General features: G+C 30.0%; 20 protein-coding genes and 1 pseudogene. 5 read left to right on the top strand and 16 right to left on the bottom strand.

Going from position 1 to position 24,027, the window contains the following annotated elements:
- The first annotated feature begins 9 nt into the window (after window positions 1–9).
- From DKT72_RS08565 to DKT72_RS08545, 5 genes are all read left to right on the top strand, one after another.
- Window positions 10–1,359, top strand: coding sequence for a sugar MFS transporter (locus DKT72_RS08565; RefSeq protein ID WP_111308325.1), 1,350 nt, complete (start codon window positions 10–12; stop codon window positions 1,357–1,359).
- Between the two features lie 459 nt (window positions 1,360–1,818).
- Entirely contained in the window at window positions 1,819–2,088 is a 270-nt protein-coding gene (locus tag DKT72_RS08560) for an Arm DNA-binding domain-containing protein (protein WP_111308324.1), read from the top strand.
- A gap of 289 nt (window positions 2,089–2,377) precedes the next feature.
- Window positions 2,378–4,645: an RHS repeat domain-containing protein gene (locus DKT72_RS08555; RefSeq protein ID WP_111308323.1), complete on the top strand. Its 2,268-nt coding sequence runs from the start codon at window positions 2,378–2,380 to the stop codon at window positions 4,643–4,645.
- Window positions 4,646–4,650: 5 nt separating this feature from the next.
- Complete coding sequence (locus DKT72_RS08550) at window positions 4,651–5,106, top strand: hypothetical protein (RefSeq protein ID WP_111308322.1); 456 nt, start codon at window positions 4,651–4,653, stop codon at window positions 5,104–5,106.
- A 307-nt stretch (window positions 5,107–5,413) separates the two neighbouring features.
- Window positions 5,414–5,977, top strand: a complete 564-nt coding sequence (locus DKT72_RS08545; RefSeq protein ID WP_111308321.1) for a porin family protein — start codon at window positions 5,414–5,416, stop codon at window positions 5,975–5,977.
- A gap of 1,245 nt (window positions 5,978–7,222) precedes the next feature.
- On the opposite strand, the gene DKT72_RS08540 is transcribed toward DKT72_RS08545, so the two are convergent.
- The 16 genes and pseudogenes from DKT72_RS08540 to DKT72_RS08470 form a co-directional block, all read right to left on the bottom strand.
- Window positions 7,223–8,131 (bottom strand): helix-turn-helix transcriptional regulator, encoded by a 909-nt coding sequence (locus DKT72_RS08540; protein WP_111308320.1) that lies wholly within the window; start codon window positions 8,129–8,131, stop codon window positions 7,223–7,225.
- Between the two features lie 379 nt (window positions 8,132–8,510).
- Window positions 8,511–8,913, bottom strand: a pseudogene (locus DKT72_RS18530) (transposase family protein); the annotation flags it as partial.
- A gap of 76 nt (window positions 8,914–8,989) precedes the next feature.
- Window positions 8,990–11,374 carry a GumC family protein gene (locus DKT72_RS08535; protein WP_111308319.1) on the bottom strand — a complete coding sequence of 795 codons (2,385 nt, stop codon included), beginning with the start codon at window positions 11,372–11,374 and terminating at the stop codon, window positions 8,990–8,992.
- A 13-nt stretch (window positions 11,375–11,387) separates the two neighbouring features.
- On the bottom strand, window positions 11,388–12,161 hold the full coding sequence (locus tag DKT72_RS08530) for a polysaccharide biosynthesis/export family protein (protein WP_111308318.1): 774 nt from the start codon (window positions 12,159–12,161) through the stop codon (window positions 11,388–11,390).
- Between the two features lie 370 nt (window positions 12,162–12,531).
- Complete coding sequence (locus DKT72_RS18725; RefSeq protein WP_369074222.1) at window positions 12,532–12,975, bottom strand: VanZ family protein; 444 nt, start codon at window positions 12,973–12,975, stop codon at window positions 12,532–12,534.
- 158 nt (window positions 12,976–13,133) lie between these two features.
- On the bottom strand, window positions 13,134–13,865 hold the full coding sequence (locus tag DKT72_RS08520) for a WecB/TagA/CpsF family glycosyltransferase (protein ID WP_111308316.1): 732 nt from the start codon (window positions 13,863–13,865) through the stop codon (window positions 13,134–13,136).
- Between the two features lie 521 nt (window positions 13,866–14,386).
- Window positions 14,387–14,917, bottom strand: coding sequence for an acyltransferase (locus DKT72_RS18820; protein WP_111308315.1), 531 nt, complete (start codon window positions 14,915–14,917; stop codon window positions 14,387–14,389).
- Complete coding sequence (locus DKT72_RS08510) at window positions 14,917–15,864, bottom strand: glycosyltransferase (protein ID WP_162623273.1); 948 nt, start codon at window positions 15,862–15,864, stop codon at window positions 14,917–14,919. The genes DKT72_RS18820 and DKT72_RS08510 overlap by 1 nt, the downstream gene beginning before the upstream one ends.
- Before the next feature lie 69 nt (window positions 15,865–15,933).
- Window positions 15,934–16,392, bottom strand: a complete 459-nt coding sequence (locus DKT72_RS08505) for an acyltransferase (RefSeq protein ID WP_111308313.1) — start codon at window positions 16,390–16,392, stop codon at window positions 15,934–15,936.
- A 22-nt stretch (window positions 16,393–16,414) separates the two neighbouring features.
- On the bottom strand, window positions 16,415–17,272 hold the full coding sequence (locus DKT72_RS08500; protein WP_111308312.1) for a glycosyltransferase family 2 protein: 858 nt from the start codon (window positions 17,270–17,272) through the stop codon (window positions 16,415–16,417).
- A gap of 210 nt (window positions 17,273–17,482) precedes the next feature.
- On the bottom strand, window positions 17,483–18,769 hold the full coding sequence (locus DKT72_RS08495; protein WP_111308311.1) for a hypothetical protein: 1,287 nt from the start codon (window positions 18,767–18,769) through the stop codon (window positions 17,483–17,485).
- An 86-nt stretch (window positions 18,770–18,855) separates the two neighbouring features.
- Window positions 18,856–19,512 (bottom strand): CatB-related O-acetyltransferase, encoded by a 657-nt coding sequence (locus tag DKT72_RS08490; protein WP_111308310.1) that lies wholly within the window; start codon window positions 19,510–19,512, stop codon window positions 18,856–18,858.
- Window positions 19,513–19,517: 5 nt separating this feature from the next.
- Window positions 19,518–20,495, bottom strand: coding sequence for a hypothetical protein (locus DKT72_RS08485; protein ID WP_111308309.1), 978 nt, complete (start codon window positions 20,493–20,495; stop codon window positions 19,518–19,520).
- Window positions 20,496–20,516: 21 nt separating this feature from the next.
- On the bottom strand, window positions 20,517–21,479 hold the full coding sequence (locus DKT72_RS08480) for a glycosyltransferase family 2 protein (RefSeq protein ID WP_111308308.1): 963 nt from the start codon (window positions 21,477–21,479) through the stop codon (window positions 20,517–20,519).
- Window positions 21,480–21,503: 24 nt separating this feature from the next.
- Entirely contained in the window at window positions 21,504–22,601 is a 1,098-nt protein-coding gene (locus tag DKT72_RS08475; RefSeq protein WP_111308307.1) for a polysaccharide pyruvyl transferase family protein, read from the bottom strand.
- Window positions 22,598–23,998 carry a Coenzyme F420 hydrogenase/dehydrogenase, beta subunit C-terminal domain gene (locus DKT72_RS08470; RefSeq protein ID WP_111308306.1) on the bottom strand — a complete coding sequence of 467 codons (1,401 nt, stop codon included), beginning with the start codon at window positions 23,996–23,998 and terminating at the stop codon, window positions 22,598–22,600. Before DKT72_RS08470 ends, DKT72_RS08475 begins: the two co-directional genes overlap by 4 nt.
- Between the last annotated feature and the right edge of the window lie 29 nt (window positions 23,999–24,027).

Genomic DNA, 24,027 nt, shown 5'->3' with positions numbered 1-24,027 from the left:
ATAATAAATATGTCGAATAATAGCCAAGCATCAGTCCAAAAAAAAAATAACACCTTAGTTCCTATAATGATTATAGCAGGACTATTTTTCATTTTTGGATTTGTCACATGGATTAATGGAGCGTTAATCCCATTTATGAAAACCATAAGCGAATTAACCTCTGCTCAATCATTTTTAGTAGCCTCGGCTTCTTATATTTCTTTTGTCGTTATGGCCTTGCCCGCATCCTATATCTTATCAAAAATAGGTTATAGAAAAGGTATGTCTTTAGGCTTGTTTATCATGGCATTGGGTGCGCTGGTATTTATTCCAGCAGCAGAAGCCAGAACCTATTGGATGTTTCTATCTGGAATCTTTATTCAAGGAGCGGGAATGACCTTATTACAAACTGCTTCAAACCCATATATTACCATATTAGGTCCTATTGAAAGTGCTGCAAAACGTATTGCTATTATGGGTATAGCCAATAAAGTAGCGGGCGCTTTAGGCTCATTGATTTTTGGAACGCTTCTATTATCGGGTATAGACGAAATTAAAGAGAAATTAAGCACTGTTACTACGTCTGAGAAGGTGCAATTACTAGATACTATGGCAGATAGTGTTGTAACACCTTATATTGTTATGACTGTTGTGTTGGTTGTATTGGGCTTATTAATATTAAAGGCGCCTTTACCACATGTAGAAGCTGAACCTATTGAAGAAGCCAAGGATGGAGCTATCGCAAAAACCAGTATTTTTCAATTTCCACACTTGTGGTTGGGTGTTTTAACATTATTTATGTATGTTGGTGTTGAAGTTATTGCAGGAGATACCATTATAGCTTATGGGATTTCTTTAGGAATTCCTGCGGCAGATGCTAGATTTTTCACAACATATACCTTAATGGCTATGGTAGCAACCTACGCTTTGGGTGCTATTTTAATTCCAAAGGTTATTAGTCAGACTACGGCTTTAAAGGCAAGTGCTATAACTGGTATTGTCTTGTCTTTTTGTATTGTGTTTACAACTGGATTTACATCTGTTTTATTTGTAGCGGCCTTAGGGGTTGCAAATGCATTGGTTTGGCCAGCTGTATGGCCTTTAACATTAAAAGGTCTAGGGAAATATACCAAAACGGCTTCAGCCTTGTTAATTATGGCTATTTCTGGAGGTGCAATAATCCCACCATTGTACGGAAGATTGGTAGACGGAAATAAAGCAGATTTAATAGCTCAAGGTATGAGTGAGGTTTTAGCAACTGCTCAAGCTGCCACTAAAGGCTATTGGATTTTATTGCCTTGTTACATTATCATTTTGTACTATGCTATTTCTGGACATAAGTTAGGGCTAAAAAAAACTAAGGGTATTCACCATGTCTAATCTATCCAAATAAGCTTAATTAGACATTTAAATTTACTACTTAACACAAAAAAATCGAATCTTTTAAGATTGCTTTTTTATATATATTTGTACTAGGCGATATATTAAAAAGAAACATTGAGTATTATATAGAATTCACAATTCGTCAACATAAAACATAGAATTTAGCATAGTCCCTTTAAATATTGGGATAAAATCGTAAGGTTTGAATCCAGTCGAGGTCACTAAGTAAACTTGTAAAAAGTTAGAAAACCGTACAAATCCTATGATTTGCACGGTTTCTTGGTTTTTAGACCATCATTTAATTTGATTTGTTTTGAATTTAAATGGTAGCTATTCGACAGTTAAACTTCAAAGTGTCAGTTCGAACGGACACTTTTGAAAATTTTGTTTATTGAATTAGTATAGTTGATTTGACTTTCTTTCTGATAATTTTTTTATAATTTAAAGACGACAACTATGAGGAACACAAACACTTTTTCCATACTTTTTTGGACGGACAAAAAAAATATGAGAGGTGGACAGGCATTACTTTATGCCAGAATTACTGTTGATGGTAAACGAGTGAACTTAAGCCTTAAGCGAAAAATTGATATATCCATTTGGGATGCTACAAAGAAAAGTGCAAAAGGAACTTCCAGTGAAGCCAGACAAATAAATTTATATTTAGACCAAACGCACACTCAATTATTTCAATGTTACCAAGATTTGAAATTCAAGGGAGAATAAATCACTGCCCGATGACTAAGTAAATTTATAAAAATTTATAAAGCATTGATAATTATAGGATTTGTGCGTTTTTTTGTTGTTAAACCATTATTTAAATTAATTTGATAATGAAATAATCATAAAGTGTTTTGTCTCCATTCTTGTTCTCATAATGTCTTGACTTTAGGTGTCTTCAATATTGATTTTCATGTCTTTAACATTCACTCCAATAATGCTAGCACGTTTGCCCAAGTGTTAAACCTATGCCAATGAGTATCAATTACCCTTTTTTCCACTTTTTGGGGTTGAGATGGTTGGCTATAATACCAACAATACCACAGAGGAGAACGATTACGCCTCTATCGGTACTATAAACGCTTTTGTGAATACCAACAACAATGCACCTGCCAATATAAAAAACCTGTATAACGGTAATATCAAACAAATGGCGACCGATATAGCTGGTCTTAACGCATTAGCACTGGGTACACAAATAAACAATTATGCTTACGATCAGCTTAACCGTATCAAAGCCATGCAAGGCTATGATGCATCTGGTAATGAAAACTATAAAAGTTCTTATAGTTATGATAGAAATGGAAATTTAGATAGTCTAAAAAGAAGTGCCGTAAACAGTTCGGGGACAGTTATCCCCATGGATGATTTTGACTATAAGTACCATGTAGATTCCGAAGGTAAAAAACTGAATAACAGACTACGTTCTGTACAAGAAGTAAGCTCCGCTTTAGATGGTAATTTTAGCACGGATATCGATAGCGGACAAGCCTTGGATAATTATGTGTATGACGATATAGGGCAATTAATATCCGATGCCGCTGAAGGTATCGACCTGATAGAATGGCGTGTAGACGGCAAAGTAGCCAGCATTACAAAAAATGGCGGGGCACAAGTAATTAAATTCACTTATGATGGTTTAGGCAACCGTATCGCCAAAACCGTATTACCCGATGATATTACTACGCTGTATGCACGCGATGCCCAGGGCAATGTATTGGCGGTTTACGAAACCAATGAATCTAATATTAGTAATGTTACTGCCAATAAAACGGTGACCCTTAAAGAACACCACATCTATGGCAGTGCGCGTTTGGGTATAGAAGATAAAAACTTGCAAGGCTCGTTTAATGAGACCTTGTTAAATGGGACGCTGAACACTACAAAACTGGTTCAGGCCCAACAGGATATTGTGGTTGCCGGTAACCCTGCTATTTATACGGTAGAAAAAACAGGAGATCTTGTGTTAAAGGCAGGTAACATCATTTTGTTGAAACCAGGGTTACACATCAAACCTGGAGGCAAGTTATTAGCTAAAATAGAACCATTTAGTGCCACGCCAGAAGCACCAAATACCTATGCCAGACTGGTGGGCGATAAACGTTACGAGCTGAGTAACCATTTAGGCAACGTATTAAGTGTGGTAAGTGATCGAAAAATTGTGGCAGACCCACTTAATTTTACTAACTTTACTGCGGACGTTCTTACATATAATGATTATTACCCCTTCGGTATGCTGCTGCCCAATAGGCATGACAACACGCCTGAATACCGTTACGGTTTTCAGGGACAGGAGAAAGATGACGAGATTAAAGGGGAAGGGAATAGCTTGAACTATACTTTTAGGATGCATGACCCTAGGGTGGGGAGGTTTTTTACGGTTGACCCGTTATCTAGAAGATATGCTTATAACTCTCCATATGCATTTAGCGAAAACAGGGTTATTGATGGGGTTGAACTTGAAGGACTTGAGTACCAGCCATACCCACTTGGAGCAATTAGACAAGGGACAGAGGCTGTAGCTGATATAAGAGGATTAGAAGGTGCTCAAAAGAGAGAGTTTGTAAATAATGAAATGCGAATTCATCAAAGTGGAGCAAGTGATGGTGCAGTAATAGGTATATTAGCTTCAACAGGTATTGCAGCATTATACGAAGGAGGTGTAGCCTTTTTTACTTGGGTTATGTTGAATCTAGCTACAGCAACCGAAATAGCTAATGAAACTACTGCTATTACATGGAATATATTGTTAGATGAACCGTATCCGGGGCCAGCAGTGGGTGATGATTTAGCTAATGGGGTTAAACTTGTAATAAAAGGAATAACTAATTCTAGAGCTGTCCAAAAGTTTGTTATACCGATTGGAAAGCTAAATTACGCTCTTGGAGAAGGAAGTACTGTACTAAAAGATTTGTCAAAGATGAGTATGAGAGAAATTGAGAATATGGCTAAATCACTTATAAGAAGTAAAAGGGTTAAAGAAAATGGGCTTGAAACTACTGAAGATATGGCACGATTAGCAGTTAAAGCTTTTGATGAAGGAACTGAAGTTGGCAAAAGAATAACTAATGAGTTTGGTGAAATATTTAAAAAACAAGTAACATTAGCAGACGGAACAAAGGTAAACGTTAACTTTATAATAGATAAAGGAGAAGAAATTCCCCGTTTGACTTCTTTTTCCATTCCTGAAGTAAATAAAAAAGAATTAGGTCCAAAAATAAAAGAGCTAGTAATTCAGGCTGTAGAAGCAGGAAATGAGGCGTTAAAGAAAACAGACAAGTAAAAGTTATGGAATATAGTTTTGAAGAGACAAAAAAAGAAATAGATTACAATTATGATTTTCTTTTTTTAAATAATAGTAAACAAGACGATTATCACTTGCTATCTATTAATGATAAGAAGTACCTTTTTGAAGGTTATTCCTCAGCAATTCCTTTTGAAAAGGATGGTGTTGTAGTAGTTAATATGTGGTGGATGATAGTGATTTTTTCCTTAGTAGATGGAAAATTATTGTATTCTAGTGGATTAAATGAATCTTTTGTTGGTATAGAATCTTTAGATAGTGATTATTTAGTTGTAACAGATGTGAGCTTATTTATGATAAACAAAGCTAGCTTTTATCCTTGGGGTTACAAGACTTTTATCGACCATGTCCAAGATTACGAATTGTTAAAAGAAGACTATGATGTAAAGTTATATTTTGAAACAGAGGAAGACGTTTTTGTGAAATTAAACAGTATATAACCAGCTGTGCATTCTATGACTTCGAAGCAATAATAAGACAAAAATAGAAAGCTTCGCCAGCTCTTCGAAGTTTGCAACTTCGAAGCATATTAAATAATAAAAGTAATTCAATAAAACAATACAAGCTGTATTTAAATAAAATTAAGTACGGCTTATTATAAAGCTTTTAAAAAAGTTACTGGTCAGACACCAAATGAATATAAAAATACCAGCAAATAAGTGCCATTTTATACATTTTTAAGTTTTTGAAACCTTTACTGATTTTTCTTATTTGAATTTTGTATTTAAATAATTAAAATCACTTTTTATGAAAAAAATTTTATTACTAGCTGTTGTTACAGTTTTAGGATTTACAAATGTTAATGCCCAAAAAATTAAATTTGGTGCTAAAGGAGGTTTAAACTTTGCATCTGTCAGCGGAGATAATGTCGAAGGTACTGATATCGTAACATCATTTAATTTTGGTGTTTTGTCAGAAATTATCATTTCCAAAAAATTTTCTTTTCAACCTGAATTAATGTATTCTGGTCAGGGATTTGGTTCCAATGAGAATACGATTCCCTTAACTGCATTAAGTTATCTAAACATTCCTTTAATGGGAAAATATTATTTAACAAAAGGATTGAGTGTTGAAGCTGGACCTCAAATAGGTTTTTTACTTTCTGCTAAAAATAATAAGACAGATGTAAAAGATTCGTTTAATACTTTTGATTTTGGTGTTAATTTTGGCTTAGGCTATAAACTTAACAATGGACTTAATTTTGGTGCAAGATATAATCTGGGATTAACTGATATTAATAAATTAGATAATTCTTCTAGTAAGAATAAAAACGGCGTATTTCAACTATCTGTTGGTTATTTCTTTTTCTAAAACTTAACCCGTAGTGCATTTATATTGTTTAGTGGTTACTATTATTTTGCAGTATACATAACTTTTTATAAATGCACTACGGTTTTTGCTCTGTATTTTTAAATAATCAATAAAAATCAAACAATATTTTTTTAAATTCGTATTCTTGTTTTAGAGTATGACAATTGTCTGAATTGTTGTTTTTTCTTTAATTTTTAATCAATCGAATTTAGTTTTGAAGTCTAGTCAATTACTAATAGCAATTATTTTTTATCATTTATTGGTTGTAGTATAAAGCCTGAACAATCTGCTTTAAATATTTTATCAAAAACCAAAAAGAGCAGTCTTATGTTAAAGACAATCCTATTGATAAGTCCAATTCTTTTGAGTCTAAATATTCCACTGAGCAATTAGATAATACAAATGGTCTTTCCAACAGTTCTGTAAACACTATTTTTCAAGATTCTGAAAATTTGTTATAGATTGGCACTTGGGATGGATTGAATAGATATGATGGACATGGTTTTAAGAGGTTACTAAGTAAATTTATAAAAAGTTATAAACCTTGCAAATCCTATGATTTGCAAGGTTTTTTGTTTTGTCCTGTCCTATCTTATTTCCATTTGAAGCAATGGAGAGGTAGAAGGTATTGTATATAGAATAAAAAAGTATTTAAGAGCCGATTTTGATCTCTTAATAAAAAATGTGTGTTATCTAAATTGCATAACCTAAAATTTGACGAAGATCCTTTTAATCATTTTTTGCAAGCTATTAGGTAGTTAAAAATATTTTATTTAAATAAACTACAAAATAGACGCTATCGTATACCGTTTGTATACCATTTGTATACCATTAAAGTTTTATTTCTTTTAATTATGGACTTAGTTTTGAAAAAATTATAAGATTTTAAAAATAAATGAAAAAAAATATGATAAATTTTAAATTAGTTTTAATAAGTATGCTTTTATTGTTGATTTTATTATTTCTAGTAGTAAAATATTATTTATTTTACTCATCATATAGTAGTAAAATTAAATCCTTCAAAAAATATGTGTATTATACACGCTACGATATAATTAATTCAAGAAATTTAAAATCAAAAAGGAACAAAATCATTCAAAATAAGTTAACACTATTTATTGTCTTTTATTTCGTTCTGCTATTCTTTATAGCGATTATATTTTAATAAGTTTTATTGGTGTTATATCCTTTTTAAAAGGTAAGTAATTTAATAAAGGCAGGATGGTTAACCTTCATTACGGCTTGTTATTTTAATGTATTAACAAAATTTTCTAAAGAGTCATTTTTAGTTAGTTTTAATTTCTTTTTTAAGCGTTGTTTTTTGATGATAACACTTCTGTATTCAATATTTAATATTAATGCAATTTCTCTATTTTCAAGGTTAAGTTTAATAAGTGAACAGAGTTCTATGTCAGAACTGGTTAATGATGGATATCTCGATTTTAATAATGAAACAAATAGAGGGTTTAAGTTATTGAATTTATCAATAAATATTTGCCAGTGAGGCTCTAATAGCTTGATGCTATGTTCGGAGGTAATGTTTTGATCTGTATTTTTTTTAAGTAATTCTTCTTTAAGTTTTATATTTCTTAAATCAAGTTCTATTAATTTTTTACCGTTTTCAAATTTGTTCAAATCATAATGATACAATTGTCTAGTGTATTTTTCATTAATGTTTTTTTCAACAGTACCTAAAGCTTGTTCTAAAGAGTTAATTTTTTTGGTTAAACTTTTTATTATTAATATAGATCCGATAATGGTAGATACTATTAAAATAATACCAATGCGTTGTCTGAATAAGAAGATTTGTATATCCTTTTTGCTGTCATCTAATAGTTTATTTGTTAGAGTTTGCCCCTTTTTTATTACGGCTTTATTTTTATTATTAATGGTTAATGTAGAATTTAAATCAGCAGCATCAGGTGTTTTTAAAAATGAAGTTTTATCAACTAAAATTTTGTGTTTATAAATAGAACCTACTTTAATTCCATCTTTAGAAGCTTTTATAAGCTCTTTACTATGATGAGAGATGTTTGGAGAGAGTAAGAAAGTCTCCAACTTTGGTATGTAAGTGTTTTTGAAGGTTGAAGATTGTTTGTGATTTCTGAATGTTAAAATTAAAATAAGGAATATAATTATGTTGGGGGTTTTCATGCTGCTATTTGTAATATATACAACTTTATGTTTATTAACACAAATATTTATTAGGTTAGTATTCGCTCTATAGTATAATAGTAAATTGACTAATCGAACTATTATTTATGCTTTATAAAGAGTATTCAGCATAATCATTTTTTTAAGATTTTATGAAAATGTTTTATTGGTATAGAGAGGGGAGGATATATGAAATTCATGGGATTAATTTTGTATATGCTTTTTATAAACAGGGGCTTTATATCTCCCATTTATTATTTAAATTAAAGGATTAGAGATGTTAAATGATTATAAGAACATCCGTTTTTTTAATATAATTTAATTCTGATTTTTTAATAAAAACACATTGTTTTGAATGACACTAACCAGGTGGGTGTAATTAAATTGTTTGATTTTTAATATTTTTGATTGGTCTATTAAAGATGGATTTATTGATATACTGAATCAATGTCAATGCTGTAGTTTTTGCTAAAATACTTGTTTTAAAACCTTCAAAAGTTTTGGCATTATTGTTTTTCTAATCCTGAATTGCTCACATATTGTGGAAAATAATGTTTCAATCTTTTTCTTGATTTCCTAAATAATATAATAAAGTTGTAGTTTATAATCTTTTTGATTGGGTGTTTTTGGCGTTTCCCATTTGATGTTTCCAATTTGGAAGAAACACAATTGAATGCTTTGCCACAAGTAATCTTCATCTGCAAGCAATATATAATCGACATTTGTTGTTTTATGTTTTTCAAAAAATGAACGTAGGGAACATCTGCTTTAGTGATATCCAAACAATTTATTTCACATCAAATAATTACCTCAAATAGTTAATATTTGAAATAATCCCTTAAAGAGAGAAGAGCAGAGTTATTTATTAAAAAAATTAAACCATGTTCTCTTTCTGTTTTGTGAGTTGTAGCCATAACCGTATCCGTACCCATAGTTATAACCATAACCATAACCATAACCATAACCGTAACCATAAGATTTGTTATAATTAATATCATTTATTACATATCCTACATTATTAATATTTTTATCTTCAAATAATTTTGATGAATAGTGTATAAGATTTTTTTCAGTAAAGTTAGAACGCACTACATATAAAAGAGTATCTGAATATTTTAAAATAGTTAATGTATCTGACACCAGTAAAGTGGGAGCCGTATCAAATATTACATAATCATAAAAGTCTCTTAACTCATTAATAAGAGTTGCAAGGCGTTGGGACGATAATAAAAGAGTAGGGTTGGGCGGTATAATTCCTCCGAGTAAAATATCAAAACTATCTAAGTTTTTAGGTTTTCTAATAAGTTCTTTCCATTTCAAACTTTCGTCAGCTAAATAGTTTGATAAACCCGCCTCATTTTTAGTATATTGTGTATAACGGTGTAATTGTGGATTTCTAAAATCTATACCTACTAATAGCACCTTTTTTTGTAGTTGAGCATAAGATTTAGCTAAGTTATAAGCCACGAGGGTTTTCCCTTCTCCTTTTATGGCTGATGTTATATAAAGAATGCTTCCTTTACCGTTATTAGTTGCAGGAGAAATAAATTGTGTACTATGTGTTAAAGTTCTAAAAGCCTCGTCTAGTTGTGTGTTTTTATCATTACTCTCTGTCTTAGCACTTACATCAGATAATGTGGGTAATTCCACTAAGATGGGAGTCTTTTTATTTAGGGTTTCTACATCTTTAGATATAATTATTTTCGTATTAAACATAAACATTAGGTATAGAACTCCAAAGGGTAAAAAGAGAGCTATCAAAGTAGCTACTGCATATATTATTTTGGGTTTAGGAGCTATAGCTATGGGATTGGTTATGGCGTAATCTATAACCTTTAGGTTTGATACAGTAATTGCTAGATTAATAGCGGCTTCTTCACGTTTTTGTAATAATAGGAGGTATAAACTTTCTTTTAGGTTTTGTTGCCTCTCTATGTTACGAAGTATCAATTCTTTTTGAGGAATAGTTTCAAAAGATCCTTTAGCTTTTTTTTGTGCTAAGGTTTCTTGTTTTAAGTTCGTTTCTAGTTGTTGTATGTAACCACTTATAGAATTGGCAATATTGTTTTTGACTTCTAATATGTTATTTCTTAAATTTTTTAGATTAGGGTTATTGATGCCGGCACTTAGCTTTAATTTATCATATTCTAAAAGGGTGGTGTTATAGCTATCTACAAGCTGGTTGATTGTTGTGTTTTCTAGACCTATGTTGGCTGGTAGAAGCTTAAAATCCTTTTGCTCTGTAACATTGGTCTGTAATGTTTTAGCTAGTAATAATTGTGTTTCTGCTACAAATAAAGCTTCTTCCTTTAAGGAGCGTTTATTCAGTGTTGCTCCAGCATCAGCTTCAATATAACTTAAATTATTTCTTTGCTTAAACTCTTTTTTAGATCGCTCTATAGAATCTAGTTCGGATAGCAAAAATTCAAAACGCTCGTCCACAAAGTTAATTGTACGTTTAGATACTTCTTGTCTGTCTTTTATACCATCTTCTTCATAAACTTTTAAAAGGGTATTAAGTATGAGTTTAGATTGGTTACTATTAATACCATTAATGCTTAATTTTAATAAATCACTATTTTTTCCATCCGGAGTAATTTGTATTGAATTGATAAGTTTTAAGGTGGTTTTTTCAATATTGTTAATGGCGACTATATATGTTTTACTTGACTTTGTCAACCTACTTTTAATAGGTTCAGGCTCTAATATTATAGGGAAATCGTGGTTAGTTTCATTATAGTAAAGGTTTTTGGTATTAAAAGTTTTACCATTAGTTGTGTTTGTGATTTTATAACTGTTTTTTAAAACCTCAATTTCAAAATTATAGCCAGATAAACTGTCTGTAATAGGAGAGAGTTTAAAAGGGACGGAAAACACTTGTCTTGTTTTTATATTTCCTTCTTGATAGAACGTTATATGTAAATTTAAGCGCTTTACCACTTGTTCACATAACCTGTAAGATTTAAATAAGGCTATTTCGTTCTCGAGATTTACGCTCGATTTATTAAATAGTTTAGTTATATTTAAATCAATTTCCTGAGAATTTTTATCATCTAGAATTTTTACTTTGGCTTCGCTAGTATAGATAACATTGGCATAGCGCAGATATAAAAATGTGCTTATAAGGGCTATCAGTGTGGTGGCTAAAAACCATGGCCAAAAATTCAAATACTTAAAGAACACCGCTTTTAAATCTAATTGCTCTTCATTGTAGTCGTTATCTGTAAATTGAGAATTCGTCATTACTTGTTTATAGCTATCGGGTTAATAAAATGGTAGTGCTTAAAATCACAGAAACAATACTTAGTACGGTTCCAGCATTCCCTATAATACCAGCACTTTTAACTTTTGCTTGATTTGGGTTTACTACGATCACATCATTGGGTTTAATAATATATCTTGGGTCATTCATCCAGTAAGTGCTAGTGATGTCTATGTGAGTAATGTGCCTAATTCCATCAACTTCTCTAATGAGAAGGATATCATTACGTTTTCCATTAATCTTTAAATCGCCTGCATAACCTAAGGCTTGCGGGAGCGTTATAAACTGTTCGGTAAAATTATATGTTCCAGGAGAATTAACTTCTCCTAATACAGTAACTTTAGCATTTAATACACGTATCTTTACGATAGGAGCTATTAGATGTCCACCAGTTTCTAAAGTATTCACAAGCTTAGCCTCTAAAGAAACAGGACTTTCCCCTGCGACTTTTATAGTGCCCAAAACAGGTAAGTTTATAGTACCCTCAAGGCTTACCAAATATCCCTGAAGTCTTAATATATCTATAGATGGTGTTTGAGTTGTATTTCCACCAAAAGAAGTGTTATAAGCAGCAGCACTTTCAGGTACTAAAGCACTTATGTTAACACTTAAAATATCATTAGCTTGTATAGTATTAGAAGTGTAATTAATTGGTGTGTCATTATAGTTACTGGCATCTTGAAAATAGAGTAGGTCTTTTTGTGTGACACAACTGCTTAGTAATAATAAGTATATTAAAGATTTTATCTTAATTGCTTTGCGGTTCATTATAAGGAAGATTTAAGCTTTTTGTTTTATTTGTTTTAAATGCGAAATTAGATTAAAAGCATGACTATTTTATTTAAAAAGTACTCGGTGTAATAGTTGTTTGTTTTTGAGTATAGATGTGGATTTTATTTAATAAACTGTAAAGTATAATTGTTATGTGTTTTTAGCTTTTATAAGTTGTCAATAGTATTTCTATAGCATTTCTAGTCTTTATAAAATTGCGTGATTTATAGGGATGTGTACCTTAAATTATAGATTTTAAACATGTAATTTCTATTAATAATAATTAGTTTTTCAATTCGATTCCGTATTTATTTTTGCTGTATATGTGTTTAATGAGACACAGATATCAATACACGAAAGATTTCTTTTAGACTTTAGGTTTAAAGTGTAAGATTTTAAAATATAGTAAACTAGGTATTATTAAACCTCCTAAGGAGTTTAAAATAATGTCGCTGCTATCGGCCACACCAATATGACATACATACTGTATACTCTCAATGCTAAAACTAGATAACAATACAATATATAGGCACTCCTTAAACTTAAAATCTAAACCTGTTAAGTGTTTTAAGGCAGACGTAAAAGGTAAGAATAGAAGCAAATTGGCAAAAGGCTCTATCATATTAGTATTTTGTATAAAGTCTTTTAAAGAGCTATTTTGAAGTAATAACATATAACGTTTAAATGGGATAATTTGTAAGCTTCCATTATAATGGGTGGTAAATCTTATTTTTAAAAAAAAGACTAAATAAAATAACACTAAAAAATAGACGATACTAAATACTTTTAAAACTATTTTTAATCCATTCATATAGGGGTTAGGAAGTGGTAAAAACCTCATGGATATTATAAACTTTTTAAGTGTTTCATATTGCTGTCATCTTGTTTTTCTTTGAGTGAACAATATTTAGAATGAATAATATTATCTGTTTTTAATTCTTTAAATCTTAATAAAATGAGATGCTTTAATTATAGAATACTTCTGTTAAAAAATTTGTACCAAAAGCATTCTAATAAAAATTTTGGTGCAGAAACAAAATTTCTGTAAAATAATCTTCTTGGTTCTTTTAATAGTCGAGGGAACCATTCCAATCCTAAATCTATCCAAATAGGAGCAGAGCGCTTTACAGTTCCTGCGTAAAAGTCAAATACGGCACCTATTGATGTAATGGTAATAGCGTCTATGGATTCTTTATTGTTATATACCCATTTTTCTTGTTTTGGAGCCGTCATTCCCACAAACACAATAGAGGGTTTAAAAGTATTTATTTTTGAGAGCATAGTATTGGTGTCTTCTTGTGAGAACTCCTGTTTGTAAGGTGGAGAATAACTAGCAACTTGTATGTTTGGAAACTCTTTTGCTATGCGTTTTTCTATTAAATTTAATGTGCTTTTTGAAGCTCCTAAGTAAAATACTTTTTGTTTTTTTAAATCAGCTTGTTCTAATAAAAAATGGTGTATATCTGCTCCAGCAATTTTATTTATTTTTTTACCTGTCAATATTTTGGTAGCTAAAACAATGCCAGAACCATCTGGTAGTAACACATCACTATTTAATAAAGCTTCGGCAAACACGTTATCTTTTTTTGCTTCACAATACGAATGTGGGTTAATGGTATTTATAATATGCTTCTTATTTATTTGTATTTCTGAAAGTGAAGCTGTGTAAACATGACGTTTTACTATTTCTTTTAAATTCATTTTTTTTAAGGTTTACTTGTATATAATTTTTTGTCACTCGATTTTTTTTATTTATTAAGTGTTTATAAAGAGTAGGTTTAAATATTTAAACTATAGGTGGTATTTGTTAATGTTTGCCATTAATGATCTTTATGAATTTTTTGTTATATACTGAAGCAGCTAATAATTAGAGTTATACCATCAGTTTCACAATTAGAAAAGTGATAGATTGATGTTTGTGAAAAGAGATTCCAGTTAGAGCTTGGTTATAAAAATAACATAAAGGAAACGTCCTTTTTAGGTATTGATATATGCCTATATTCCGCTTAAGTGGAATATAGATTTGTAAGTTTTAATACTGCTGTTATTTATTAAATCAGATGTGTTTTTGTTGGTATGAAATAGAATATGTTTTTTTTAGATTTGTTTTAACAATTACTGGGGAAAGGATAACAACATTTAACAATTTTATATTTTTTACTGATAAATATTTTATCTGGTAAAAAAATGGACTAAAACATTAGAACATATAAATAAAGTATCTAATTTCGATATAATTTTAATTCGTGTTGATGGATTTGATCTTGGTCAAAACGCATTGAAATTAATTTCGCAGGATTACCGCCAACAATTGTATATGGTTCAACATCTTTGGTTACGACACTTCCTGCCGCAACTATGCTTCCTTTTTTAATTGTAATTCCCGATATTATAGTTGCTCCATAACCTATCCAGACATCGTCTTCAACAACTACTTTAGAATTTAGACCTAGCCAATTATAATCGTTATCTCTTATTTGTTTGGCCAACCTGATTGGCACCCCAATTTGAGTATAATTATGGTCGTATTTGCCAATAAAAGCGACATTGTTCCCAATAAGGACATTGTTTCCTATGATGGAATCACATTCAATTTGTGAATAGCGACCAATATAAAAATTGGTTCCTATTTTGATTTGGTTCTTAGCCCAAAATACTACTCCTCTTCCTGCATGAAAGTTTTCTCCAAATTCGTATCTCTTCCAAAGAGTTTTTTTTAATAAAAACAATATAATTTTTTTAAGTATGTCCATTATTTAAAAATTTTTGTTTTTATTTCTGTTGTTAGTTTTTTTACTCCACCTCTGGATGATAACATTCTTAATCGATGAAGGAATTTATGTTTTTTAGAAAAATATTTTAAAAAACGAGAGTCTGTTTTGTTTAATATAATTGTTTTACTAAAATCAAAACTAGTGTAGTGAGAGTTGTCTAATACAGAATAATAAGCAGATATACCCCCGCTATAATTAGTAGCTTCTTTTGTATCTCCTATGTTCTGAACCTTAGATAAAACAGGGAAAATAGATTTTTTATTTTCTAAATAGTTATTAAAAACCCACCTAATGTACCAAGAATTAATTTTATTATTTAAAGTTTCTAGTAACATATAGCTAGCATCATCACCAATATATTTATCAAAATTTGGTAAGACATTTGAATTTAAAGAAATATGTTTTCTAATGTTCTCTTTATCAAAATATGCTTTATTCCAATTTTTTTTCCAAGTTGCCCATCCCCAAGGAAAACATCTACTATGCAAATAGAAAGTATCTAAGTCCATGTTTTTAATCAAAGGAGAATACCCATTTATGGTATAAATTGTATCATCAGCTTTATAATATTCCAGAGCTTGATTCATAAAATCTAAAAAGTTAGGGGTGGTAATTAAATCATCCTCTAAAACGATTACAGATTCATGTGTTAAGAGTAGTTTTGTTACGCCATCAATTATAGAATTGGCTAAGCCTTTGTTTTTTTTTGACTCAAAGAGTGTTACCGATTTAAAACCTGAAATGTTTTTTAAAAAGGTTCTAACTTCTTTTATTTTTAACGTACCATCATCAATCTTTGCTCCATCTGAAAATATAAACAGATCACTTTCTTTAGCTAAAAAATTTTGTTGTAATGCTGCTACGGTTTGTTGGGTTTCACTTAATCGATTGTACGTAAATAGGCAAATGGGAGCTAAGCGTTTCATTTGAATCATTAATTTGCTATTAACTTAGATATTATTTAAGATGGATTATATGGTAAAAACCATTAATGGTTATTTGTTTTCAATAAACCTATGCTTTATGAATTTAGCAGGATTACCTGCCCATATTTGATTATCAGGAATACTTTTGGTAATAATAGAACCTGAACCAACTATTACATTGTTGCCGATTGTTACTTCATTTGTGATAATTACATTTGAACCAATAAAAGTTGCTCTACCTATTTTAACGTTACCTTTTCTAAATATGAACCCAGGATTTCCATTATTTGGTATTAGATAATGTGTTATAATTTTGCTGCCAGCAGCAATCGTTGTATAATTTCCAATTTCAATATTTTCAGGATACAATGTATCGAACAAAACACCGTTACCTATAAAAATTTTGCATTTTTCATTTTTTTTGAGAACATATTTTATTGGACTAAAAGAATATAATATACCACGCATATATCCAGACATTGGAAGCCTCGAAAAAAATTCACATAATACTATTCTAAATCTGTTCATATTTTTATTTTTAAGAAAAAGATTATTTATTTAACGATAATTTATAATAGATTTTAGGTAATAACATTTTGAAATAAGCTTTGATGATTGATTTGTAATAGGATTTCGGCCAAAACCTTTTTCTAAATATTTTATATTCTTTAATATTTAAGCCCAACGGGGAATTGAAATGAGACCATCTTTGTTTAAGTTTTTTATTTGGATTACACCAAGTAGGAATGCCTTTATTTATAGCACAAGTTGCTACATATTTTTCAGATATAATAACATGTATATTCTCTTCTAAGGCTCTTAATCCATAGTCATAATCACCCATTCCATGCGTATAATCTTTATTTAGATTGCCTAAAATATGAAAAACTGTTTTAGAGACTAAAACAAAATTGCCATTCATGTATTTTACATTTTGTAATTTACCATTAGGTATAACTATTCCTTTATCGGTGTGTCCACCATAAGAAAAGCGAGTAGAGGTTTCATTATTTTTGCAAGACCCCACAATAATAGCTTCTGATAGGTTTTCTTTTTTAAATCTTTCATAGCTAGATACTAAATGGGTAATAGCATCATTTTCAATAAATGTATCGTCATTTAACCATACATAAAAATCATAATCTTTTATGTTATATGCAGATTTCCAGGCTAATCGCATGCCCTGGTTCCAATACAAATTGCCATTTCCTGTAATGATATGTACTTTAGGGAAATATTTTTTTACAGCTTTGGATGTACCATCGGTTGAACCATCATCTACCAGAATGACTTCTAAAGAATGATTTTCAGGTAAAGATGTTTTAAATAAAGCATCTAAACACATTATGGTTTTATCTTTTCGGTTGTGGCAGGTAAGTAATACTGCTATTGTTTTTAGTTCTATCATTATTGTAATATACTAAGTACTGATATGTGTTTTTGTAATTGTCCATCATGTTAAATACACCATTAGAAATGAAAAAACATCTTTTCCAGTTTCCCATTTTTAGTAGAACTAAAGTTATTTGTGATACACATATTTGTTTTTGGTGTCTGTAGTTAAATATGAACTACTAAAAAAATAAGCTTTATGAAGATTGTAGTAATGAATAAATCTTTATTTATTTAGGCTAATACTCTGTTTAGAGCTTTTGTTAAAAATATTTCTAACCCAAAGTTTTATTTGACTCTCATTCATGCTTCTGAATTGTTTTGATGCTACCAACCCCATAACCAGCCAAAAAAAGTAAAAATTAAAATTAAACTGAGTAAATTCCTCTATAAAAAATAATAAGTAGCGACTTAGTAATAAAAAACCTAAAGTGATAGCCAGTTTATTATTGGATTTAAAAATGCCATAATATGACACACTTATAACTAAGATGACCATGAGCATGCAACCTACTAAACCAAAATATAGCATAAGGTTTAATATATTAACCTCTGAGGAATAACGAATACCATTCATAGCTCCTCCATTATTGTAAAAAAAATATGATTTATACCCTTGAGATGGACTCTTTCCAAATAGTAAGTTGTCTGTACTTATTAAATCTTCTAAAACTTCTTCGTATAGAAAAGATCTCGTATCAATATTTTGTTTTTGAAGTTTATCTCCTACTTCTATTTTATATTCTAAATCTTCATTTTCAGATAACTTCTCGAAAATGTTATAACTCCCAATTATCCCTAAAGTAAGCATTATAATAGGTAGTGCTAACATGGTTAAAAATATGATGCTTTTTACGGTTTTTGAATTTAACAATTTGGTATAAAGACCAATTAGTAATAGTAGAGAAACCCCTATTTTTATAAACCCTGTTCTAAATCCTGGTTCAGAAAGTATAGAGATTATCATAATGACTGTTAATATAATAATCCATTTTTTTTTAATATATGGAATAAAAAGTAATAAGATTGTTACAGGAATAGCCAATCTGGAAAATAACTGATTCGCTACATTATGAGTTAATGGCAATAAAACTATTGCTATTGGTAAAATGGCATATAAATATTTTTGAAAAATGTATTTTGTTATGTTTAGGTTATTTCCTAAAAAGAAAACTAAGCTAATCAAGGTAAAAGTTAAGGAATTGAAAAATAAAAGTTTATATTCCCAATAATTATTTGCAATTAAAGCACCTCTTATTATTTGTAAAATAAACCAAGAAATTAAAAGGCGGTATACAATAGAAAGGAATTTAGGAACGTGTTTTAAACCAACATTATATGCAAATTTTGCAAAAATAATAATTGAGACATACATTATTACTATTGAAGCATAGGTGCCCAAACTAAAAAGAATACCAGCTTTTGCTAATATATTAGTGCTAACTACTATTAAAAGCCCAAATAAAGTAAATAATAGTGCATATTGTTTTAGCTTTTGTTTTGTTAAAGTCATTAATTAATTTGTATTATTGAATTGGGAACATATGAATAAAATCTTTTCAATTTGATTTAAAAGAAGATAAGTATAATATATATGTGTTATTCAAAATAGGATAATATATCTTCCAAATGTAATGACCACCAATGTGACTTGTTTAGCTGATTAATTTTATCCTTTTCAAATCTCATTTTAATTAATTTAGCAGGAATACCACCTACTATTTCGTAATCCTCAACATCTTTAGTTACGATTGCTCCGCTTGCTATTATGGCTCCATTGCCTATTTTAACACCGTCAAGAATAATAGCACGAGCACCAATCCAGACATCGTTCCCTATTTCAATTTTTTTGTATTCAACGAAAGTTTTATCGTCTTCTACTAATGCAATTTTAAGAGGGTTATTTTTATTATAAAAAATTGGAGAAGTTGAAAATCTATTGATAGGATGACAACCTAAACCGATGAATACATCATTGGCAATAGAACAAAATTTGCCTATACTGGTATTTTGAATGAGACAATTTCTACCGATGTATGAATAACTTTCTAAAAAGACATTATTTAATATGCACCCGGATGAAACTTTTGAATTTTCTTTCAAGATGGTCTTAGGGTTAAAACTAGCACCTTTCTCAATTATAGCGTCTTTAAACCTTATTTTATTTTGAATGTCTCGAGCTCCATCATTTGCAATTTCAAATAATTTAATTAATAGACCAGGAACTAAATAAAAAATTCTAAATAATTTTTTCATATTGACTACCAATAACAAGATCCTTCAACTTGTTGTGAATTTTTAGGTTTTAAATTATCACCAGGTCTAACCCAATGTTCGTTTACCAAGTTACTGTAACTCCCTTTTGGAATTCCCCATTCCTTAACACCATAATTAGGGTCATCCCATCGCTTACCTCGAATACCAAAAAGTAATTGCAAGCTCCCTCCCATATGTACTGCTTTTTTTCCCATTCGTTTTACATGTGCCGCTAAGGGAAAACCATAAGCACCAGCTCCAATTAGGCAAATGTCGTAGTCTTGCTCATTGATTTTGGCTTTCATGAAGCTTAAAGCTTCAAACCAATCCGAAAACCGAGGATCTGCAGCACCTAAACTTTGTATGGCTTTTATACCAGCTATGGATGCAAACGTAGGTAAAACATCCTTGTTGTTAAAAAGAAGTGTTCTATTTTGGTATTGACTTATCATTAATTCTACAAAAGGATGAACTATCAATATTTTTTTGTCTTTTAATGCTGCTGTCCATGGTGTTTGCGTTTCAAACCCAAAAGGGTCTAAAAGCCTAAGATGTACCTTTTTGGCCATAAGGCGGTCTTCAAAATAATACTCATTTGCTATCCAAGAACCTAAAATATCAACTTCTTTTATGTCCTGAAGCATTAGTTCGCAAAACTGTTCAATTTTGTCTTTTGTTGGGGGGAAAAAACCACTCCATTGTTGCATTTGATCGATTATGTTTTGTTCCCACCACCATGGCAAACCGGTTTTTATATACTTCCATATATTCTTATCTTGTTTTTTTACTTCCAAATAATTAATCAATGTTGCAAGTTCTGTGCTACCAAAACGAGCAATCATAGATGGCTCATCTGATATTAAAGTATCGTAGATGAGTTTTGAAGCTTGATGTGGATTTTCTATACATTCTGGTATTTTTTTTATAGGAATATTAAAAAAAAAGCGTATATATATTTTTCTTAAAAGTTTAATTATAATCATATAGTTGTTATAGAAATGGTGTTAGTAAGAAGTAAAAATGGGATAGCCTCTTAAACGCCATCTTACTTTTGTAATATTTATTGTTAATTTTGATAAAAATTTTAATTTTTTTCTTTTGTACATAAATCTTTCAATAAAGTGAAATTCTTTTAACAATTTTAAATCCAAGTTTCTAAAAAAAGAGTCTAAAAAGTCATATTCATTTTTAATTATATGTACTTTGAACTGATGTCTCAATTCATATTTAGTGAAAATTAAAAAATCATTTTTAGTCTTATTTGACTGAATCCAATTGTTGTAAACCTTATTATGTCTTGATATTACTGAGTTTAATGTTTTCATAGTAAAACTACTTGTAGCTTGATTTGGTACACCTCCAACATAGGTGCTTAAAGGTATGTTGCAATAGCAGACATCTGAAATTAAGGCAATGGAGAAGAATAAAGCATAATCTTGATTCCTTAACATGCCAGGAGGAAATCCTTTTGCTCTATAAAACACATCTTTTTGAACCATTGTAGCACTCGTGTGTAAAAAAACATGTGGGTTTTGGAAAAATGAAATTTTAGAATATTTTTCAGTAATTTTATTGTTGATTCTCTTAAAAATTGAACCATCTGCATTTTTAATAAATCCAGCACAACAATACATTCCGGCATTCGGGAACTTTAAATATATGTTGTGCATGTTTTCTAAATAAGTAGGCTCCCATAAATCATCCCCATCTAAAAAAGCAATTAAGTTATATTTAGAATTCTCTACTCCAGTATTTCTTGCGACACTAACTCCCTGATTTTTTTGAGATACAATTTTAATACACTCATTAGTATTAAAGGTGTTTTTTAATAAAGTTATACTTTTGTCCAATGAACCATCGTCTACAATAATCAACTCAAAATCAGTATATGTTTGATTTAGTACTGATGACACAGTTTTTATTATTGTTGTTTCTTTATTGTATAAAGGTATTACTACAGATATCATAACTTATGTAAAAGGTTTTTAAAATTAATTTGTTAGAGCATCAATTAAAAATAGTTTACTTTTTTCTCTACTTGTTTCAATTTGTTTGTCTACGTGATTCCAATCAATTTTTTTTTCTATTAGAGTATCTATGTTTTGTTTGTTGAAATCTGTAATAAAATGATTTTCTAGATTCACTAATTTTAACAAGGACATAATTCTTTTGTTGATATATGGAGAAATAACAACAAATTGTTTGTGGAATACCAATGAAAATACTACTGCGTGAAAGGATGTGCAAATATTTATTTTAGACATGCTAAAATACTTTAACCATTCACTTGGTGTGACTATAATATTTTCTGCGTCTTTTATCCTAATACATGTTCCGGGATTTCTTAAATTTTTAATAGGTAGGCTTCCTAATTTATTTTGAATATAATTAACCATCGCCTTTTCCTTATCGTTATAGGCCGTTAAGGAATAACATACAATAAAGCTTTCTTGTTTTAATTGTAAATCTTTTGAAAATATTTTAGAAAAAATACTTGGTTCTACTAATAATGTTGGGTCTATTGCATGAAAAATGTCTTTTTTATCTCCAACCAAATTTTGAATATATTTTACACCCGAACTTTCACGAACACTTATTGCATCAAATTTAAGTAACAAATCTCGCATATCTTTTTCCATATATTCTGGCACTATGCATTGACCTAAACTTGCTGCGTAAGAAATTCTTTTCACTTCTTTAAATCCAAAATCTAAGTAAAAAGGGCGCCTAACTTTTTTTCTGCTAGCAACTGTCCAAACTTGATCGCTACCTGTTATATAAACATCAAATTTAGGAGGGTTTTTTTGTAAGTCCTCTAAGGTTTTATAAACAGTAGTCGTTCTTTTAAGTAAATTGCCAAATTCACCTTTTCTCTTATATTTTTTCTCATTTAACCTGTCTTTCCAAAGGTTTAATGTTATTGAAATACGTTTTGAAAAATAATTTCTATATTTAAAAGGGTAAGGTTCCTCATAGTTAATAAACTCTACGTCATGCCCTAAGCTTTCCAGATATGTTTGTAAAGAATATGCTTGTAAAACAGCACCATTATTTAATGATGAATGGGTTGTCATTATACCAATTTTCATTTTTTCATTTTTTGTATGTATCTTAAAAATTTCCTCTTTAAACGTAAGCTTAAACTTGGCTTGTTGGCTGCAATGTATTTATTTACTAAAGGAGCCATTTCTTCTTTAAATATGTTTAAGTTGTTTTTTTTAAGTGCATTATAAAATTCCTTATGACTTTTAATTGCAATATCTTCCCTAAGGTTGTAGATTTTCTTTCTTTTTTCAGATAAGTTAAATTCCCCAGGTACCACTCTTTTCTTAGGATACCATTGTTTGTTTTTTTCTTTATGGGATAATCTTAATGATAAGCCTTCTCTACGATGCCTAAAACCTCCTAATTGAGATTTGCCGGTTTCTTCTGCAGTGATCTCTGTTAATTTTACTTTATTTTTTTCAGATGCTTGCTTTAATATTTCTAAAATATTTTTGTTTCGAACAATTGCCAGTGAGGTTCCGTTAGGATCATCTCTAAAATCTCTCAGCCAAGCATCTCCAATACTTATATCTGCTAGTTCACCCACTACGTCATCACAAAAATCACATGCTTTGGGTTTAAAAAAACCAGAACCATAATCTGTTCCATAAATCTCATTAGCATTTTTGTACCGTTCTATAGAATCTTTATTAGACCAGACTTGATATATTTTCTGACTTGCTGGTCTGTCTTTATATTTTCTTCTAAAGTCTATATTTATTAAGTTTTCTGGTTCAACCCCTAGCTCCCAACCAATCATTTTAGATTGATTTGCACTCTTCATTCCTCCACATACAATTCCTATTGTGTACTTTATTCTCTCTCTTAAAACAATATCTTCTAATGATAATAGACGTAATGTTTTAATAAAGCAAGGAACACCAGTTATTGCAAAACGAGCATCTGTTTTGTTTATTTTTTTTATAACATTTTCTAATGTTACTGGATAATAAGAAGATTTAGATCCATTTAAGACCTCTTCAGGATCACTAAAATATCCATAGTCAAACAATGGTGCAGAAGAGTCATTTGATTGATTTGGTATTAATTGAACAAAATAATCTACTTCATTATTTTTTAATAATTGATATCCAATCCATTTCGCAATTCCGCCAGAACTCCCTTTTTTTCTAAATTCTTTTTCTTTTACATACCCAGCAAAGGTTTTTTCATACTTTCCTATTCTATCATCAACTTTTTCGATGTCAGAAAACACAATATCTGCCAATTCAGTTTCATTCTTAGATTTTCCAGAAAAAGGGCAAATATTTAATACATCAACAGAGCTTAGACTTAAGTCTGATGAAGCTTCAGCAACAATGTTTCCATATTTATCCATTTTCATTTTAAAAGGAGAGTCTTTTTTTGCTGCACATGCTCCACAACCAATACAATAACCATTTTGGATTACTGTTTTATCTAATATTTGAGGTTCTGTCATAATATATGTAAAAGTGAAATTTTCTTTTT

This window comes from Confluentibacter sediminis (assembly GCF_003258355.1).
Taxonomy (GTDB): Bacteria; Bacteroidota; Bacteroidia; order Flavobacteriales; family Flavobacteriaceae; genus Confluentibacter; species Confluentibacter sediminis.
This window is presented reverse-complemented; position numbering and strand designations above follow the sequence as displayed.